General features: G+C 69.6%; 13 protein-coding genes and 1 tRNA gene. 3 read left to right on the top strand and 11 right to left on the bottom strand.

From position 1 onward, the window contains the following. Window positions 1-58: 58 nt before the first annotated feature. From rplA to AA0Y20_RS07220, 5 genes are all read right to left on the bottom strand, one after another. Complete coding sequence (gene rplA, locus AA0Y20_RS07240) at window positions 59-748, bottom strand: 50S ribosomal protein L1 (RefSeq protein WP_112616874.1); 690 nt, start codon at window positions 746-748, stop codon at window positions 59-61. A 13-nt stretch (window positions 749-761) separates the two neighbouring features. Next, entirely contained in the window at window positions 762-1,193 is a 432-nt protein-coding gene (gene rplK, locus AA0Y20_RS07235; RefSeq protein WP_412938384.1) for a 50S ribosomal protein L11, read from the bottom strand. Between the two features lie 217 nt (window positions 1,194-1,410). Then, complete coding sequence (gene nusG, locus AA0Y20_RS07230) at window positions 1,411-2,472, bottom strand: transcription termination/antitermination protein NusG (protein WP_412938382.1); 1,062 nt, start codon at window positions 2,470-2,472, stop codon at window positions 1,411-1,413. Window positions 2,473-2,546: 74 nt separating this feature from the next. Then, window positions 2,547-2,804 (bottom strand): preprotein translocase subunit SecE, encoded by a 258-nt coding sequence (gene secE / locus AA0Y20_RS07225; RefSeq protein ID WP_114588099.1) that lies wholly within the window; start codon window positions 2,802-2,804, stop codon window positions 2,547-2,549. Between the two features lie 44 nt (window positions 2,805-2,848). After that, window positions 2,849-2,921 (bottom strand) — tRNA-Trp (locus tag AA0Y20_RS07220). A gap of 80 nt (window positions 2,922-3,001) precedes the next feature. On the opposite strand from AA0Y20_RS07220, the gene AA0Y20_RS07215 reads away from it, so the two are divergent. The 3 genes from AA0Y20_RS07215 to AA0Y20_RS07205 all read left to right on the top strand — a co-directional run bounded on the left by AA0Y20_RS07215 (window position 3,002) and on the right by AA0Y20_RS07205 (window position 9,441). Then, window positions 3,002-4,582 (top strand): HNH endonuclease, encoded by a 1,581-nt coding sequence (locus AA0Y20_RS07215; RefSeq protein WP_413332364.1) that lies wholly within the window; start codon window positions 3,002-3,004, stop codon window positions 4,580-4,582. Between the two features lie 184 nt (window positions 4,583-4,766). Next, complete coding sequence (locus AA0Y20_RS07210; protein WP_412938380.1) at window positions 4,767-6,617, top strand: HSP90 family protein; 1,851 nt, start codon at window positions 4,767-4,769, stop codon at window positions 6,615-6,617. Window positions 6,618-6,654: 37 nt separating this feature from the next. Next, window positions 6,655-9,441: a hypothetical protein gene (locus tag AA0Y20_RS07205; RefSeq protein ID WP_412938378.1), complete on the top strand. Its 2,787-nt coding sequence runs from the start codon at window positions 6,655-6,657 to the stop codon at window positions 9,439-9,441. Between the two features lie 75 nt (window positions 9,442-9,516). Here AA0Y20_RS07205 and AA0Y20_RS07200 read toward each other — a convergent pair whose 3' ends face one another. Genes AA0Y20_RS07200 through AA0Y20_RS07175 form a run of 6 tightly spaced genes read right to left on the bottom strand, consistent with a single transcriptional unit; the run spans window position 9,517 to window position 17,668 of the window. After that, on the bottom strand, window positions 9,517-10,884 hold the full coding sequence (locus tag AA0Y20_RS07200) for an NAD-dependent succinate-semialdehyde dehydrogenase (protein ID WP_413332362.1): 1,368 nt from the start codon (window positions 10,882-10,884) through the stop codon (window positions 9,517-9,519). An 18-nt stretch (window positions 10,885-10,902) separates the two neighbouring features. Continuing rightward, the gene (locus AA0Y20_RS07195) at window positions 10,903-12,369 is read right to left on the bottom strand and encodes an NAD-dependent succinate-semialdehyde dehydrogenase (protein WP_412938375.1); all 1,467 of its coding nucleotides are present in this window, start codon (window positions 12,367-12,369) and stop codon (window positions 10,903-10,905) included. Beyond that, entirely contained in the window at window positions 12,366-13,925 is a 1,560-nt protein-coding gene (locus AA0Y20_RS07190; protein WP_412938373.1) for an APC family permease, read from the bottom strand. Before AA0Y20_RS07190 ends, AA0Y20_RS07195 begins: the two co-directional genes overlap by 4 nt. Next, complete coding sequence (locus tag AA0Y20_RS07185; protein WP_412938371.1) at window positions 13,922-14,824, bottom strand: universal stress protein; 903 nt, start codon at window positions 14,822-14,824, stop codon at window positions 13,922-13,924. The genes AA0Y20_RS07190 and AA0Y20_RS07185 overlap by 4 nt, the downstream gene beginning before the upstream one ends. Further along, window positions 14,821-16,179, bottom strand: coding sequence for a flavin monoamine oxidase family protein (locus AA0Y20_RS07180; protein ID WP_412938369.1), 1,359 nt, complete (start codon window positions 16,177-16,179; stop codon window positions 14,821-14,823). The genes AA0Y20_RS07185 and AA0Y20_RS07180 overlap by 4 nt, the downstream gene beginning before the upstream one ends. Then, entirely contained in the window at window positions 16,172-17,668 is a 1,497-nt protein-coding gene (locus tag AA0Y20_RS07175; protein ID WP_412938368.1) for an amino acid permease, read from the bottom strand. Before AA0Y20_RS07175 ends, AA0Y20_RS07180 begins: the two co-directional genes overlap by 8 nt. Window position 17,669 lies beyond the last annotated feature (1 nt).

The following is a 17,669-nucleotide window of genomic DNA, read 5'->3' as shown; positions in this document are numbered from 1 at the left end:
TCCGGAACGACGAACGGGGCCTCACCCGAAGGTGAGACCCCGTTCATGCGGATCGCGATCAGACGAGCGCGTTGACGTCCAGCGGGATGCCGGGGCCGAACGTGGTCGACACGGCGCCCTTCTGGATGTAGCGGCCCTTGGCGCTCGAGGGCTTCAGACGGACGATCTCCTCGACCGCCGCGTTGAAGTTCTCTTCGAGCTGCTCAGCCGAGAACGACGCCTTGCCGACGACGAAGTGCACGTTGGCGTGCTTGTCGACGCGGAACTCGATCTTTCCGCCCTTGATCTCCTCGACGGCCTTGGCCGGGTTGGGGGTCACGGTGCCGGTCTTCGGGTTGGGCATGAGGCCACGGGGACCGAGGACCTTACCCAGACGGCCGACCTGGCCCATGAGCTCGGGCGTCGAGACGGCCGAGTCGAATGCGGTCCAGCCGCCGGCGACCTTCTCGATGAGCTCGGCGCCGCCGACCTCGTCAGCGCCAGCGGCGATGGCGGCCTCGGCGGCCGGGCCCGTCGCGAACACGATGACGCGAGCGGTCTTACCCGTGCCGTGGGGCAGGATGACCGTGCCGCGGACCATCTGGTCCGCCTTGCGCGGGTCGACAGCGAGCTTCAGCGCGACCTCGACGGTCGAGTCGAACTTCTTCGAACCGGTGTCCTTCGCGAGAGCGACGGCCTCGGTGGAGCTGTAGAACTTGTCGCGGTCGATCTTCGCCGCGGCTGCTTCGTAAACCTTGGACTTAGCCATTGTGTTCTCCCCCTCAGCTCTCGACCGTGATGCCCATGGAACGGGCGGTGCCGGCGATGATCAGCGAGGCGGCCTCGATGTCATTGGCGTTCAGGTCGGGCATCTTGGCCTCGGCGATCTCGCGGACCTGGTCCTTCGTGAGCTTCGCGACCTTGGTCGTGTGAGGCGTGGCCGAGCCCTTCGCGACTCCGGCGGCCTTCTTGATGAGCTCCGCGGCAGGCGGGGTCTTCAGGATGAACGTGAAGCTGCGGTCCTCGTAGACGGTGATCTCCACGGGGATGACGTTGCCGCGCTGCGACTCGGTCGCGGCGTTGTAGGCCTTGCAGAACTCCATGATGTTGACGCCATGCTGACCGAGCGCGGGGCCGATCGGCGGCGCCGGGTTGGCGGCTCCTGCCTTGATCTGGAGCTTGATCAGGCCGGTCACCTTCTTCTTCGGTGCCATTCGTTTTCCTTTCGTCGAGCGGATGCCGGCGGCATCCCTCTCCCGCACGCCCGGCATTTCCGAGCGGCGGTCGTGTCATGCAGGCGCACAAGCGCCCGCAAACTCCCCAAGCTTACCGCATCCTGGCGATGAGGCTGTCGACGAGCGGCGTCGCCGCGACAGCGAAGCGCCCCGGCCGCGGTATTGCGGAGGGGCGCTTCGTCGACGCGGACTCGCGTTACTGCTTGGTGACCTGGTCGAACGAGAGCTCGACGGGGGTCTCGCGCTCGAAGAGCGACACGAGGACCGTGAGCTTGCCGCTCTCGGGCTTGATCTCGCTGATCGAACCGGGAAGGCCGGCGAACGAGCCTTCCTTGATCGTGATCGTCTCGCCGATCTCGAAGTCGACCTCGGTGACGATGCTGCGCGTGGGGGCGGCTGCACCCTTGACGGCACCGGCCTTGGCGGGGGCCGCTTCCTTGACCTCGACGAGCGACTTCAGCATGTTGAACGCCTCGTCGAAGCGCAGCGGAGTGGGGTTGTGGGCGTTGCCCACGAAGCCCGTGACGCCGGGGGTGTGGCGGACGACCGACCAGGTGTCTTCGGTGAGCTCCATGCGGACGAGCACGTAGCCGGGGATCCGGACGCGCGTGACCATCTTGCGCTGACCGTTCTTGATCTCGACGACGTCCTCCATCGGGACCTCGACCTGGTAGATGTCCTCTTCGACCTCGAGCGTCGACTTGCGCTGCTCGATGTTGGCCTTCACCTTTCGCTCGAAACCGGCGTAGGAGTGGATGACGTACCACTTGCCGGGCAGCATGCGCAGCTCGGTGCGGAAGGCCTCGTAGGGGTCTTCGTCGTCGCCGACGGGGATCTCGATGCCGGCCGCGGCCTCGAACTCGGAGAGGTAGTCGACAGTCTCCTCCGAGACCTCGACGTCGGGCTCGGGCCCGTCGTACGGCTCGACCTCGTCGGCGGCCTCGGCGGCCTGCTCGGCGATCTCCTCCTCGAGGGAGTCGGTCAACACCTCTGCGGCGGCCTCGGCTTCAGCGGTCTCGTCGATCTCGAGCGCGTCGTTCACGACGGCATCGGCCTCGGGGTCGTCGATCTCGACGCCGTCGAGGTCGGTGTCGTCCTGCTCTGCCTCATCGTCCACCACGTGGACAGCGGCGTGCTCGGCGGCGTCGGAGGCGCGCTCCTGGTCGGCCAGCACGTTGCCCTCCTGGGCTTCGTCGTCCTCGCTGGACTGCTCGGCGGCCGTGGCCCAATCGACGTCGTCGGGGATGCGTTCTGACACTGCGTTCTCTTCCATCGGTTGTCGGGATGCCTGCGCGGCAGGCATTCGCGGGTCGTGCGGGCCGGGCCCGTCGATCAGCCCGGGACGCCGAAGACGACGGTCGTGATCCAGACGAACAGGACGTCGAGGCCGTAGACGAGCGCCATCATGACGACGACGAATCCGAGGACCACTGCCGTGAACTTCACGAGCTCCTGGCGGGTCGGGGTGACGACCTTGCGGAGTTCGGCGAACACCTGGCGGATGAAGATGATGATCCGCGCGAAGATGTTCGGCTTCTTCTCGCGGGGCGCGCCACCTGCGGCGACGACTTCGCCACCCTCTTGGACCATCGAACCCACCTGATACCTTCCGTGTGCCGGCTGACGCCGACGCGCAGGGCGGACAGGAATCGAACCTGCAACCTGCGGTTTTGGAGACCGCTGCTCTGCCAATTGAGCTACCGCCCTAGAGATCCTTCGGACCCCGGGGTCTACGCCCGCACTCCTCCACTGCCGTCGAGTCGTCGACGCTTGGGCATGGCGAAAGAATGCAGATTTCGACTGCTCCTCTCAGTGTACGTCATGACCGCCACGGTCGCGAACGTCGGCGCGGATTCGGCACCGGCTCCTCCCCCGGAGAGGCGCGGAGCCCGTTGCGCATAGGCGAACCTGCATTCGAGTCCAATGTCATAACCCGCTGCCATCATGGGAACATGACATCGAGTGGCGATCGCGGGATCGGAGGCGAGGGCGCCTCCGGTGGGTCGCCGCACGCCGACGCGTTCTCGGTGTTCGCTGAGGCGCTCGATCTTGCTCATGCGTCTGATGTGGCGCGGGTTCGGGCGTTGGCGGAGCTGGGGTGGTCGGCGTTGCGTGAGGCGCGTCGTGACGGCGTGCGAGGCATGGCGTCAGACATGGAGCTGCGGTCCGTCGCGGCCGAGGCGGCCGGGATGGCGCGCCTGACGGATCGGCGACTGCAGGGCGAAATCGATCACGCGATGGCCGTGATCGACGACTACCCGGCTGTGTTCGACGCGTGGGTGCAGCGGCGGATCGAACGCGGCCACGTGGATGTGGTCGTGCGGGTCGGCGCGGGGGTGCCGGACGAGGTGCGGGGCGAATTCGAGGCGGCGGCGATTGCGGTGTGCGAGCGGGATGTGCCCTCCCGGGTGCGGGGTGAGCTTGAGGCGCTGGCCGCAGGGGTGCATCCGCAGACGTTCACCGAGCGGCACAAGACCGCGGCGGCGGAACGATGCGTGCGCGTGTTCCACGGATCCGATGGGATGTCGAACCTCGTCGCCAACCTCCCGACGGTCATCGCCGCAGGGATGCTCGACCGGCTCACGCAGATGGGACAGTCCGTCAAGGACGCCCGGGTTGAGGGCGCTGGCGGTGCGGATGCCGCCGAGGCTGTCGGAGAGCACGCCGACGCGGTTGCCAGCCCGGCGGGAACGGATGCCGCACCGGACGTCCGGACCATGGACCAGCTGCGCGCGGACATCCTCAGTGACCTCGTCCTCGGCGGAGCACCCGTGGTCGACCCGATCTACGGAACCGACCGGGCCGGTGGCCTCGGCGCCGTTCGGGCACGGGTGCAGGTTGCCGTCACCGCGGAAACCCTCATGGGTCGCGACGAGAACCCCGCCGAGGCCGTCGGGGCCGGGCTCATCGATGCCGATACGGCGCGCCAGCTCGCCGGGCAGGTGTCGGAGTGGGACCGGTTGTTCATCGACCCCGTCACCCGCACCCCGGTCGAGATCGACACGTACCGGCCGACCGCGGCGATGAAGAAACTCCTCACCGCCCGCGATCAGCACTGCCGGTTCCCTGGATGCCGACGAGCCGCGATCCGCTGCGAACTCGACCACACCATCGACTACGCCCTGGGTGGGCACACCCACATCTACAACCTCGCCCACCTCTGCCAAAGACACCACTCGATGAAGCAGTTCACCAGATGGGAAGTCAGACAGATCGGCGGCGGGGTCCTCGAATGGACCTCACCCCTCGGACGGGTCTACCGCGAAGACGTACCCATACCGGCAGTGTGCATCACGATCGACACAGCGGAACCGCCGCACTCCCGCGCCGGAGCGGGCAAGCCACCCGGCGGGCCAGCGCCGTTCTGAACCCGGGGGGGTCGCGACTCCGCCCCCGTACCCCTGCCCCGTCGGGCTGGCCCGTCAGCCGACGCCGGATATGACGCGCGATTCTGGACGCGAGTCAGAAATGGCGCCTTACCGGGAACTGTTACGCTCGGCTGTCGCGCCGAGGACGCCATCGGTGACGCTCACCCGAAACGAAATCAGGCGGATGAATACCGGACGATCCCAGCAGTTCCAGGTCGACCTTCGCGGCATCGTCGACCTTCTGAGTCGGCACATCTATTCGGGGCCTCGCGTCTTCCTGAGAGAACTGATGCAGAACGCCTGCGACGCGATCACCGCTCGCGCGGAGTTCGATGCGAGCACCTCTGCGTCCGGGGCGCAGCGCGAGTCGAGCGGCATCCGCATCACGCCTCTCAGCGACCGCAGCGACGAGTTCGTCGTCCGCGACGACGGCATCGGACTCACCGAGTCGGAGGTGACCGATCTCCTCGCGACCGTCGGACGCAGCTCGAAGCGCGACATCTTCGATCTGCCCCGAAGCGACTTCCTCGGGCAGTTCGGCATCGGGCTGCTGTCGTGCTTCATGGTGGCCGAGACGATCGTCATCCGATCGCGGAGCGCTCGGGGCGGCGACGCCGTCGAATGGCAGGGCAACGCCGACGGCACCTTCACGGTGCGGACGATCACCGACGACCTCCCGATCGGCACGAGCGTGCACCTGCGCCCGCGCCCGGGACAGCGCGATCTGCTCAGTACCCCGGCGACCGTCGAGCTGGCCGAGACGTTCGGCGAGTTCCTCCCCCTCCCCGTGCGCGTCGACCTCCCCGGCGGCGGGGAGCAGCTGACGACGCGCACGCCGCCTTTCCGCGCGGGCACGGCCGGCATCGACGAAGCCGCACGCTGGGCGTACGGGCGCGATCTCCTCGGCCAGGACCCCTTCGACGCGATCCCCCTCCACGTCGCCGGGACCGACACGGTCGGAACCGCCTACGTCCTGCCCTACGCTCCCCCGCCCGGCGCCCGCCAAGCGACCCGCGTCTACCTCGGCCGGATGCTGCTGAGCGAGAACGCCGACGACATCCTTCCCGACTGGGCGTTCTTCGTGCGGGCCGTCATCGACTCGACGGCGCTCAGCCCCACCGCCAGTCGTGAAGCCCTGGTCGAGGACGATGCCCTCGAGCACACGCGTCAGGAGCTCGGCGCCGCGATCCGGCGATGGGTGCTCGACCTCGGCCTCACCGAACCGCACCGATTGGCGCAGTTCGTCAGCGTCCACGAGGTCGCGCTCAAGTCGCTCGTGCGGCACGACGACGAGCTGGCCGCGTTCATCGTGCGGTGGCTGAGCGTCGAGACCACGCACGGTCGGATGCGCGTCGGCGACCTGATCGGCCGCTTCCCCCATCTGCGTTACGTCGAGACGGTCGACGAATACCGCCAGATCGCCGGCATCGCGGACCCGCGCCAGCCGCTCGTCAACGGCGGGTACCTCTTCGACGCCGACCTGGTGCGCCTCCTCCCGCTCGTGTTCGACGGCGTCACGGTCGAACGCGTCGATCTCACGGAAGAGCTCGACCGGCTCGACCCGCCCCCGCTCGACGATCGCTCACGTGTGCTCGCGCTCGAGGAACGGGCCACCTCTGCGCTGTCGGCGGTCGGATGCTCCGTCGCGGTGCGTTCACTCGACGCCGCAGAGATCCCCGCGGTCTACCTCGCGGGCGCCGAAGCGCTGCGCGCGATCGACCGCGGCCGAGCGCGATCGGTCGGCAGCCCGCTGTGGGGCAGCGTCATGGACCGTATCGACGCGACGGCGGAGAAGCTTCGCCCGGCGTCGCCCGAGGGCACGACCAGCGGCGTCCGCCTGTGCCTGAACTGGCAGAACTCCGTCGTGCGGTCGCTCCTCGACATCCCCGACGAGCCCGCCTTCGCGCGCACGATCCACCTCCTCTACGTCCAGGCGCTCCTCGCCGCCCAGCGCCCTCTCAGCGGCGACGACCGCGCGCTCATGATGGGCGCGCTCCACGCGCTCGTCGAACTCTCCGCGCGCCCTGCGTCCTGACCGCACCCCGCACCTCGGCCCCCCACGAAAGGACAGCATGAGCAGCGACCGAATCCTCGAACTGTTCGACGAGATCGACCGCACCCCGGTCGGCATCGAAGAACGGGCCCTCATCAACGAGGCCATCGCCCTCGCCGTCGAGGCCGGCGACGAGCCGTTGGAGTACCGGGCGCGGATGCGGCTGACCTCGTCGGCCTGCATGAGCGGCGACACCGAGGCGATGCTGACGTCGTTCGCATGGTGCCTCGGCAAGCACGACGACGACCCCGAGCGCTTCCCCGCCGACCTGGGCGATGAGACCGCTGACCTCATGTGGCAGTTCAAGTGGATGGCCGACAGCCTGGCCGCGTCGCCGGCGTTCGACCGCGAGCAGATCTCCGCCGTGCTCGACGACATGGAGAACCACTACCGCGCAGCCGGGCTCGGCCAGAGCGGCGTGCTGATGGCACGCTTCGAGAACGCGTGGATGGCCGGCCGCCTCGACGAGGCCGAACAGCTGCGCACCAAGCTCGAGACGACGCCCCGCGACAGCCACAGCCACTGCGAGGCATGCGTCCGCAGTGTCGTCGCCGGATACCTCATCGACACCGACCGCGAGGACGAGGCCATCCGCCTCGTCGAAGAGCTCGTCGAGGGCGACTTCTCGTGCGGCGAAGAGCCCGAGCACGCGCTCGCCCGATCGCTCGTCCCCTACCTGCACGCCGGCGAGCACGACAAGGCCCGCCTCGCTCACCTGCGGAGCTACCGGCTCGCGAAGGACAACGCCGACAACCTCGCCATCGTCGCCGACAACATCGTATTCTGCGCCATCACCGGCAACGAGGCCCGGGCGCTCTCGCTCGTCGAACGCCACCTCGACTGGCTCGCGCACGACGCCCTCGGCGTCGACGGCCACCTCTCCGCCCTCACCGCCTTCGCGATCGCGCTCGATGCCGTCAGCGCGGCCGGTCACGCCGACACCATCGTGCGCGGCGCCGATTCCGAGCGGCTCCGCGCGTTCTTCGGCGACCACGACGGTCCCTGGCGTGCCGCTGAACTCGCCGCGGTGATGCGTTCGGAGGCCGAGCGGATCGCCGGCGAGTTCGACCGCCGTGACGGCACCGACGGTCACCGCCGCCGCCTCGACCGGGCCTGGGCCATCGGGCAGGAGCGCTACTCGCTCCCCCTCAGCGCCGAGCCCCTGCTCCCCCGCGTCGCCCCCGTGGCCGCGCGGTCGGCAGAGGAGCTCGTCCAGCGGGCGATCGACCTCGGAGACTACGGCGCCGCCGAAGCGCTTGCGGCAGCGGACGCCGCGCTTCCCGGTGCGTCGCTCGACCAGCGCGCCAGACTTCACTCGGCCCGCATCGCCGCCCTGGTCGCCCGCGAAGACCTCGATGGCGCCCGAGCGGCTCTGCGCGACCGTCTCGACGCCCTCCGTGCCGCGGGTCGTGACGCGGAGGCGCAGGTCGAGGAGCGCGCCGGTCTCGCGCTCTTCGGGCGCGGCGCCCCCGACGACGTCGACACGCTTCGGGCGGTTCTCGCGGAGGGCGAGAACCTGCCGCCCCGCCTCTACGCGATCATCGAGGTCGTGCTGGGCATGGCCGTCGCCGAGACCGACCCCGAGTCCGCCCGCGCGCTCCTCGACGACGCCCGCGACCGCGAGGCCGCGCTCGGTGACGACGACCTGCGACGTGTCGTCGCACTCGCACGCGCATCGTTCCAGGGCGCCATGGGGGCGTTCGACGAATGCGACGCGACGATCAGCGCGGCCCTCGAGAACCCGACGCTCGGCGCCGGCGCACGCGGCCGGCTGCTCGGGCTGCGCGCTCGCATGCGAGGCGGCCAGGAACGGTTCCTCGACGGCGCGGCCGACGCCGACGAGCTCTGCCGCATCCTCGTCGAGCTCGACGCCCGCAGCGTCCTCGCCGGGGCATACGTGCTCGCGGCAGCGCTCAACGAGGACGCCGGCGCCCCCGGAGAGGCGGTCGCGCGCTACCGGTTCGCGGAGCGCGCCGCGACCGAGAACGGCGACTCCGTGACAGCCGTGCAGTACCGCCTCGCGCGGGCGCTGCTCGCATCCGGCTCCGCCGATGAGGCCGCCGAGCTGCTCGTGAACGTCTACTCCGACGAGACCGACCGCGAGGAACCTGCGACGTCTCGCGCCCAGACGCTCATGCTGCTCGCCCGCGCCTTCGAGGAGGCCGGCGAGCCCGGCCGTGCCGTCGGTGCGTGGGACTTCGCCGCCGAGCTGTTCGACGAGGGAGAGGCCCCCGTGGGTCGCGCCAACGCCTTGCTCTCTCACGGTCGCCTGCTGCACCGGTTCGGAGAGTTCGACGACGCCCTCGCCTCGCTCGGGACAGCGATCGCGATCGCACGCTCCGAACCCGACCAGGCCGGCCTGCTCGCCGAAGCGCGGCATTCGGAAGGCCAGGTACGGGCCGCCCGCGGCGAGCAGGAGGCTCTGACGGCCCTGGGCGAGGCCGGCGAGATCGCAGCCGGCATCGGCGCACCCTGGCTCGTCGCCGACATCACCGACTCACGAGCTCGCGCCCTGGCCATGCTCGGGCAGGCCGACGAGGCGGTCGCCACCGCTCTTCAGGCCGCCGACGCCTTCGCCGAGATCGGCGACGCAGGATCGGCCGGAGCGTCCGAGCTCTTCGCCGCACGCGTCCTCACGCAGAACGAGCGGGCCGCCGACGCGGTCCCGCTCTACCGCTCGGTCATGGAGCGCGCCGCGGAGATCCCGCCCCTGCTCCAGGTCGCCGCGGGCGAGCTCGGCGACGTCTACGAAGCGCTCGGCCGTCCCGCCGAAGCAGCCGAGGTGCGCGCCCTGCTCGACGCCTGAGCCCGTTCATCACGACGAAGGGCGCGCCGATCCGCTCGGCGCGCCCTTCGTGTTCGTCCGCGGGTTCTCGACGGGTCAGGCGCCCGTGCGGATGAGCTTCTTGTTCACGAACTCGTCGGCGGCGAGGAGCCCGAGCTCCCGGGAGGTGCCGCTGCGCTTGACGCCGCCGAACGGCAGTCCGGCCTCGTCCGCGAGCACGAGGTTGACATAGACCATGCCCGCGTCGATCGCGTCGGCCACGCGGGCCGCCTGCTCGGCATCCGTCGTGAACACGTACGACCCGAGCCCGAACGGGGTGTCGTTGGCGAGCTCGATCGCCTCGGCCTCGTCCGCGACACGATAGACGACACCGACAGGACCGAAGAACTCCTCGCGGTAGGCGTCCATGTCGGGCGTGACGTCGGTGAGCACCGTGCCCGGGTAGAAGGCGCCGTCACGGCGTCCCCCGGTCACGAGAGTCGCTCCCTGCTCCACCGCTCGGTCCACCTGCTCCGCCAAGCGCTCCGCGGCCGTGAGCGACGACAGCGGGCCGAGGACCGTGTCGTCGGCGAACGGATCGCCGACCTTCGCGTCGGCGAGAGCCGCCGCGAACTTCTCGACGAAGGCGTCGTAGAGCCCGTCGACCACGATGAACCGCTTCGCGCCGTTGCAGGACTGGCCCACGTTGTCGAGGCGCGCTTCGGCGGCCGCCGACACCGCGGCATCCAGGTCATCCGTCGAGAGCAGGATGAAGGGGTCCGACCCCCCGAGCTCGAGCGCGACCTTCTTCAGGTTGCGACCGGCGATCTCGGCGACAGCGGATCCGGCGCGCTCCGACCCGGTCACCGAGACGCCCTGCACGCGACGGTCGGCGATGACATCGGCCGCCTGCTCGTTGCTGAGGTACAGATTCGTGTACACCCCGGCGGGGAAGCCTGCGTCGCGGTAGATCGCGTCGATCGCAGCGGCCGACTCGGGGCACTGCGGCGCGTGCTTGAGCAGGATGGTGTTCCCGACCGCGATGTTCGGGGCCGCGAAACGAGCCACCTGGTAGTACGGGAAGTTCCACGGCATGATCCCGAGCAGCACCCCGAGCGGGCTGCGGCGGATGACCGCGGCGCCCTCCCCCTCGATCGGGATCGGGGTGTCACCCGTGATCTCGTCGATGTGGTCGGCGTAGTACGCGGTGATGTCGGCGGCGAAATCGACCTCGCCCTCCGCCGCGGCGAGCGGCTTGCCCATCTCGCGCACGATGATCGCGGCGAGCTCGTCGCGGCGCTCGCGATGCAGCTCGGCCACGCGCCGCAGCCGCTCGGCCCGCTCGGCCGGCGCGACGACGCGCGACCAGGTGCGGTACGCCTTGTCGGCAGCGGCCAGGGCGCGCTCGACGTCTGCGTCGGTCGCGGGGTCATACGTCGCCAGCGTCTCGCCGGTGGCGGGATTGGTCACGGCATACGTGCTCATCGGTTCTCCTTCGTCTCGTCAGTCGGCGGGGATCAGGGTGTATTTGGTCGAGAGGTACTCGTGGATGCCCTCGAGTCCGCCCTCGCGCCCGATGCCCGACTGCTTCACACCGCCGAACGGGGCCGCCGCGTTCGAGACGACCCCCACGTTCAGGCCCATCATGCCGGTCTCGAGGCGATCGATCATGCGGTGCCCCCGTGCCAGGTCCTGCGTGAAGACGTACGACACGAGCCCGTACTCCGTGTCGTTGGCGAGGCGCACCGCCTCGTCCTCGTCCGCGAAGGTCGCGATCGCCAGGACGGGTCCGAAGATCTCCTCGCGCAGGATGTCGCTGCCCGCGGCGACCTCGGTGACGACGGTCGGTTCGAAGAACGTGCCTTCGCCGTCGATCGCCGACCCGCCGGTGCGCACCGTGGCACCCCGCGCGACCGCGTCGTCGACGAGGGCGCCCGTCTTGGCCACCGCCTTCTCGTCGATGAGCGGCCCGATCTGCACGCCGTCCTCGGTTCCGCGCCCGATCTTCATCGCCGACACCCGCTCGGTCAGCCGGTCGGCGAACTCGTCGGCGATGGACTCGTGCACGATGAAGCGGTTGGCGGCCGTGCACGCCTGCCCGATGTTGCGGAACTTCGCGAGCATCGCCCCTTCCACCGCCTTGTCGAGGTCGGCGTCGTCGAACACGACGAAGGGCGCATTGCCGCCGAGCTCCATCGAGACCCGCAGCACGCCCTCCGCCGCCTGCTCGATGAGCTTCCGGCCCACCGGCGTCGAGCCGGTGAACGAGAGCTTGCGCAGCCGCGGATCAGCGATGATGGGCGCGGCGACCTCGCTCGAGCGCGTCGCGTTGACGACGTTCACGACGCCCGCCGGGAGGCCCGCCTCCTGCAGGATCTGCACGAACAGCGTCGTCGTGAGCGGTGTGAGGGCCGCGGGCTTGACGACGACCGTGCAGCCGGCGGCGAGCGCCGGAGCGATCTTGCGCGTCGCCATCGCGAGGGGGAAGTTCCACGGCGTGATGAAGAACGACGGGCCCACGGGACGCTGCGAGACGACCATGCGTCCGGTGCCCTCGGGGTTGAGGCCGTAGCGGCCCGAGATGCGCACCGCCTCCTCGCTGAACCACCGCAGGAACTCGCCGCCGTAGACGACCTCGCCGCGCGCCTCGGCGAGCGGCTTGCCCATCTCGAGGGTCATCAGCAGCGCGAGGTCCTCCTTGCGCTCCTGCACGAGGTCGAAGGCTCGACGCAGGATGTCGCTGCGCACACGCGGGGCGGTCGCCGCCCACTCCTCCTGCGCCGCGACGGCGGCGTCGAGGGCGCGGATGCCGTCGGCGGGCGAGGCGTCGGCGATCTCGATGAGCGTCCGGCCGGTGGACGGGTCGGTGACGGGGAAGGTCGCACCGTCCTCGGCATCCACCCATTCGCCGCCGATGAAGAGGCCTCGCTCGATCCCCGCCAGCAGCCGTGTCTCGTTCTCGTGCGTCATCGCGCCACTCCTCTCGCGCGCCGGCTAACCGGCGCGTCCTTGGTCAAAGTCTCGCCCCGGAAGAACGCCGGGCGCTTCACGGCCTGCCACACCATCACGGCGACGCCGACGAGGATGACTCCCACGCCGAGGATGAACACCAGGCCCACGCCGCCGATCTGCGATCCGCTGCCGTACGCGGGGTCCATCGTGTCGATGAGCGTCGTCACGAACAGCACCGCGAGGATCGCCCCTCCGATCAGCGGGAAGAGGAACGTGAAGAAGACGTTGCGCACCGAGTCGAACCACTGGCGACGGAAGTACCACACGCACGCGAACGCGGTGAGGCCGTAGTAGAAGCAGATCATCATGCCGAGCGCGAGGATCGTGTCCCACAGCACGTTCTCGCTGACGATGCGCATCACGACGTAGAACCCCGACGCGACGATCGCGGACACGATCGTGGCATAGCCCGGGGTGAAGAACCGCGGGCTGACCTTCGCGAACTTCTCGGGCAGGGCGCCGTAGTGCCCCATCGCGAGCAGCGTGCGCGCCGGCCCGACGAACGTCGACTGCAACGACGACGCCGAACTCGTCAGGACCGCGAGCGAGACGAGGAAGGCGAGCGGGCCGAGGATCGGCCCCGAGAGGTGGAAGAAGACGTTCTCCTGGATGTCCTCGTTGCCGAGGCCCAGCTCACCCGTGCCGACGCCGGCGAACATGATCATCGCGATCGCGAGCAGCAGGTAGAGGGCCACGATCAGGACGACCGTGATGGTGGCCGCGCGGCCCGGTGTGCGCTCGGGGTCCTTGGTCTCCTCGTTCATCGTGAGGGTGACGTCCCAGCCCCAGAAGATGAAGATCGACAGCGACAGCCCCGCAGCGAAGGCGCTGAACGTCGGCACCGCGAACGGGTTGAACCACGACCAGTCGAACGCGGTGGCGTCGAAGGCGTTGCCCGAGACCGCCTCCACGATCGCCGCGATGGCGAACAGCACGAGGACGACGACCTGGAAGGCGACGAGTCCGTACTGCAGCTTCTGGGTCGTCTGCATGTCGCGGTACGAGATGTAGGTCGCCCCGGCGACGAACAGGACGCAGACGAGGACGTTGATCCACACCACAGAGGCGAGGCCGGCGATCGACTCCTGCCCCGTGAGCTGGGCGATCAGCAGGAAGAGGAAGTCGACGGCGACTCCCGCGAGATTGGACAGCACGAGGATGGTCGCGGCGACGAGCCCCCAGCCGGCCATCCACCCGATCCACGGCCCGAAGGCGCGCGTCGCCCACGTGAAGCTCGTGCCCGAGTCGGGCATGCGGTTGTTGAGCTCCCGGTAGCCGAAGGCCACGAGAAGCATCGGAATGAAGCCGACGAGGACGATCGCCGGGACCTGCGTGCCCACGACGGAGGCCGTCGGGCCGACCGCCGCGGTGAAGGTGTAGGCCGGGGCGATGCACGAGATGCCGATCACGACAGCACCGATCAGGCCGACCGTCCCGGCGCTGAGGCCCTTGCGCGAGATGCCTCCGGTGACGGGGTCGCCCGCGGGCATCCCCGCCTGTTCTGCACGGGTCATGCGCTCGCTCCTTCGCGGTCGCTGCGGGTGCGGGGCACCACGATCATGGGGGCGGTCACGACGCGCAGCATCCGTGCCGCCGTGGAGCCCAGGAACAGCCGCCGCGGCTGGGCGAGACGGCTGGAGCCGACGATGACGACCTCGCCCGCCTCCCATTCGAGGTGCGACACGGCGTCTTCGATGCCGTCGCCCGCCGCGACCACCGCCGTGACATCGGCCTCGGCCGGAAGCGCCGAACGCACCTCGTCGAGGACCTCCTGCGCGTGGTTCTGACCGACCGCGCGGATCGCGCCGGTGTCGAGACCCGCGGGGAGGTCGAGCGCCACGAGCGAGAGCAGCCGCACCGGCACCGCTGTCGCCGCGGCGAGACGGATGGTCGCCTCGACGAGCAGCTCGGTGCCCTCGCGCTCGCCCACGGCGGCGGTCAGGCGAGTGATACCGGTCTCGGCCGGCACCCGGCGCGCACCGCGCGGCACCAGCGCGACGGGCACGTCGGACGAGTGCACGAGCTCGGTGGTCGTCGTGCCGAGGCGGTGCCGGCCCCGATGACCGCCGTCGGCCGCGCCGACGACGATGAGCGAGGCGCCCAGCTCGTCGGCGGTGTCGATGAGCCCTGCGGCGACGGACTCTCCGTAGCGGACGTGTGCGCGGTGCGACACGCCCTCGGGCACCTCTGCGGCGCCCTCGCGCAGCCAGCCGGCGGCCTGCTCGCGCAGCAGCCGTTCGTACCCGGCGTCGGGCGGCACGATCCCCGGCTTCTGAGCAGGCAGCACGAGCACAAGATGGAGTGCGACCCCGGATGCCGCGGCGAGACGGCTCGCGAAGGCGACGGCATCCCGCCCCGCCTTGGTCGCGGTGTAGCCGACGACGATGCGGCCGCCGGGTGCCGAGTGGCTCATGCGCGGTCCGCTTCGAGAATCTCCTCGGCGACGCGGTGGCCCATGCGGATCGCGCCGTCGACGTGCTGGTAGCCGAGTCCCGCGAGGTCGCTGCACGCGACGTGGAGCGGGGCGACGAGCTCGAGCTGCTCGGCGCCGTAGCGGGTCAGACCACCGAGGTCGAAGCTCGCCGCGTAGGCGCCGCGCGTCCACTCCTCGCTGCCCCAGTCGCTCTCGTAGTAGACGATCGGGTTCTTCGCCTCGGGTCCGTAGTAGTGCGACAGCGACTCGAGGATGCGCTCGCGCCGCTCGTCGGCCGAGAGGCGGAAGAGGTCGTCGGCGTTCTGGTCCGAGACGAAGCCGACGAGCGTGCCGCGCTCATCGCCGTGGTTCGTGTTGTCGTACGCCTCGTGCGACAGCTCGTACGGGCTGAAGGCCGTGCCGGACAGCCCCTGCTCGCGCCAGAACGGCCGGTCGTAGACGGCATGCACCTTGATGACGAAGCCCATGGAGAAGTGCTGGTGCATCTGATGCTTCAGACGCGGCAGCGGCGGCGAGAACGAGATGCGGCTGTAGAGCACCGGGGCCAGCGCGAGCACGACGTGACGCGCGCGCACGGTGACCTCGTCGGTGCGGACGACCGCGCCGGCGTCGGCGTACTCGATCGAACGCACCGGCTGGCCGAGCAGGACGTCGTCGCCCAATCGTTCGGCGAGACGCAGCGGCACCTGCTGCAGGCCTCCGACGACCCGCTTGTCGAGGATGAAGTCCGCGTCGACGAGATGGGAGTACGACCCGGCCGACGCCGCCATGAGCAGCGACTGGAGAAGCGAGAAGGTGTGAGTGGGCTTGGTGAGCATCGCCGAACCGGTGGCGAACGCGAGGTTGCGCACCGCCTCGTCGTCGTCGGTCTGCTGGCGCAACCACGCGTCCCACGAGATGCGGTCCCACTCGGCCGCCTTCTCGTGCGCCCACGGGCGATCCGGGTCGATCTCGGCGACCATCGCGTCGAGTCGCGCGGTGATCTCGTCGATGATCCGCTCGGTCTCGGGCGCGACCGGGAACATCTCCCCGCGGAATGGGCGGGCCTGCCCGTCCGGGCCGACGTACACGCTGTCGCCCTCGCGGTAGCGCGTGTAGGTGTCGAGCCCGAGGTCGGCGAGCGTGTCGATCAGGGCATGCTGGTCGGGCGAGACCCACTGACCGCCGAGCTCGAGCATGGCGCCGTCGATCTCGTCCGTCCACAGGCGCCCGCCGACCCGGTCGCGCGCTTCGAGCACGACGACCGACAGTCCGGCCTTCCTCAGGTCGTTCGCAGCGGTCAGTCCGGCCGCGCCGGCTCCGACGATCGCGACGTCGCGGGTGATCTCAGTCATTTCCGACTCCTTCGTTGGCAGAACCCGAGACCGGGGCGACATTCTCCCGGTCGAGCCGTCGAGCGCGCAGGTTGCGGCGCACGAACGGCCAGAACACCAGTAGTACACCGGTGGCGATGAGACTCGTCCACACCTGCGAACGCCCCGACTCCGTCGTGAGCATGACGACGACGACGGCGGCGATCGCGACGATGAGGAAGATGTTGAGCCACGGGTGCAGCCACATCTTCAGCTTGAGCGCGGACACCTCCTCGGGCGTCATCCGCTGACGCAGACGCAGCTGGGTGAGGGCGATGAAGACGTACACGAAAAGCGCGACGAGGCCGGCCGAGTTCATGATGAAGTCGAAGATGCCCGACCCCGGCGTGAGGAAGTTCACCAGCGTCGCGATGAGCCCGCCGATCGTCGAGGCCAGCAGGGCCATGACCGGGACGCCGTTGCGCGAACGCTTCGCGACGATTCTCGGGGCGAAGCCCTTGTCGGCCAGTGCCGAGAACATCCGCGACGCCGAGTACAGGCCCGAGTTGAGCACCGAGATGACGGCGGTGAAGATCACGAGCTGCATGATGACGTCGGCCCCGGGGATGCCGAACCGCGACAGGGCGACCGTGAACGGCGCGTTCGCGACATCCGTCGGCGCCGGCAGCTCGTCCCAGGGCACGACGGTGACGATCACGAGGACCGAGCCCACGAAGAACAGCAGGATGCGCCAGATGATCGTGCTGGTCGCCTGCTTGATGCCCTTGGCGGGGTCGACCGACTCGGCCGAGGCCATCACGGCGATCTCGGTCCCGAAGTACGAGAAGATCACGAGGGCGACGCCCGTGAAGGCGACGCCGATGCCGTTGGGCGCGAAGCCGCCGTGCTCCCACAGGTTCGGCACGGCGAAGGTCGCCTCCGGCCATAGCCCGAGCGCGAACAGGATTCCGGCCCCCAGGAACACCACGATCGCGAGCACCTTGATGCTGGCGAGCCAGAACTCGACCTCGCCGAACGTCCGGACCGAGATGACGTTCGTTCCGACGAAGACCGCCAGCAGGATCAGCGACCAGCCCCAGGAGGGGACGCCGGGGAACCAGGTGTGCATCGTCTCGCCGCCCAGCACGGCCTCGTAAGCCAGCACGCCGACCCAGAAGTACCAGTAGAGCCAACCAACGAGATAGGCCGCCCAGTCACCGAGTCCGACGCGGGCGTACTCCATGAACGAGCCGATCGCCGGGCGCGAGGCCGCCATCTCGCCCAGCATGCGCATCGCGAGGAAGACCAGCAGACCGCCCAGCAGATACGACAGGACCGCGGCAGGTCCGACCGTGCGGATGACGTTGCCCGACCCGACGAAGAGGCTCGCGCCGATGATGCCGCCGAGGGTGATCATCGTGACGTGACGCGACCGCAGCTTGTTCGAGCGCGCCTTCGTCACCGCCCCGAGCCCCGCGGACGTCTCGGGCGAGACCGGGTTCTTCCAGCCGCTGGAGCTCGGGGACGCCACG

The sequence above is a fragment of the Microbacterium pratiae genome, assembly GCF_047302165.1.
Lineage (GTDB): Bacteria > Actinomycetota > Actinomycetes > Actinomycetales > Microbacteriaceae > Microbacterium.
This window is presented reverse-complemented; position numbering and strand designations above follow the sequence as displayed.

Bases quoted from the DNA above. Each gene is read 5' to 3' on its own strand.
- rplK (WP_412938384.1), bottom strand. From the start codon at position 1,193: ATGGCACCGAAGAAGAAGGTGACCGGCCTGATCAAGCTCCAGATCAAG.
- rplA (WP_112616874.1), bottom strand. From the start codon at position 748: ATGGCTAAGTCCAAGGTTTACGAAGCAGCCGCGGCGAAGATCGACCGC.
- AA0Y20_RS07190 (WP_412938373.1), bottom strand. From the start codon at position 13,925: ATGACCCGTGCAGAACAGGCGGGGATGCCCGCGGGCGACCCCGTCACC.
- AA0Y20_RS07180 (WP_412938369.1), bottom strand. From the start codon at position 16,179: ATGACTGAGATCACCCGCGACGTCGCGATCGTCGGAGCCGGCGCGGCC.
- secE (WP_114588099.1), bottom strand. From the start codon at position 2,804: ATGGTCCAAGAGGGTGGCGAAGTCGTCGCCGCAGGTGGCGCGCCCCGC.
- AA0Y20_RS07215 (WP_413332364.1), top strand. From the start codon at position 3,002: ATGCAGATTTCGACTGCTCCTCTCAGTGTACGTCATGACCGCCACGGT.
- AA0Y20_RS07185 (WP_412938371.1), bottom strand. From the start codon at position 14,824: ATGAGCCACTCGGCACCCGGCGGCCGCATCGTCGTCGGCTACACCGCG.
- AA0Y20_RS07195 (WP_412938375.1), bottom strand. From the start codon at position 12,369: ATGACGCACGAGAACGAGACACGGCTGCTGGCGGGGATCGAGCGAGGC.
- AA0Y20_RS07205 (WP_412938378.1), top strand. From the start codon at position 6,655: ATGAGCAGCGACCGAATCCTCGAACTGTTCGACGAGATCGACCGCACC.
- AA0Y20_RS07210 (WP_412938380.1), top strand. From the start codon at position 4,767: ATGAATACCGGACGATCCCAGCAGTTCCAGGTCGACCTTCGCGGCATC.
- AA0Y20_RS07200 (WP_413332362.1), bottom strand. From the start codon at position 10,884: ATGAGCACGTATGCCGTGACCAATCCCGCCACCGGCGAGACGCTGGCG.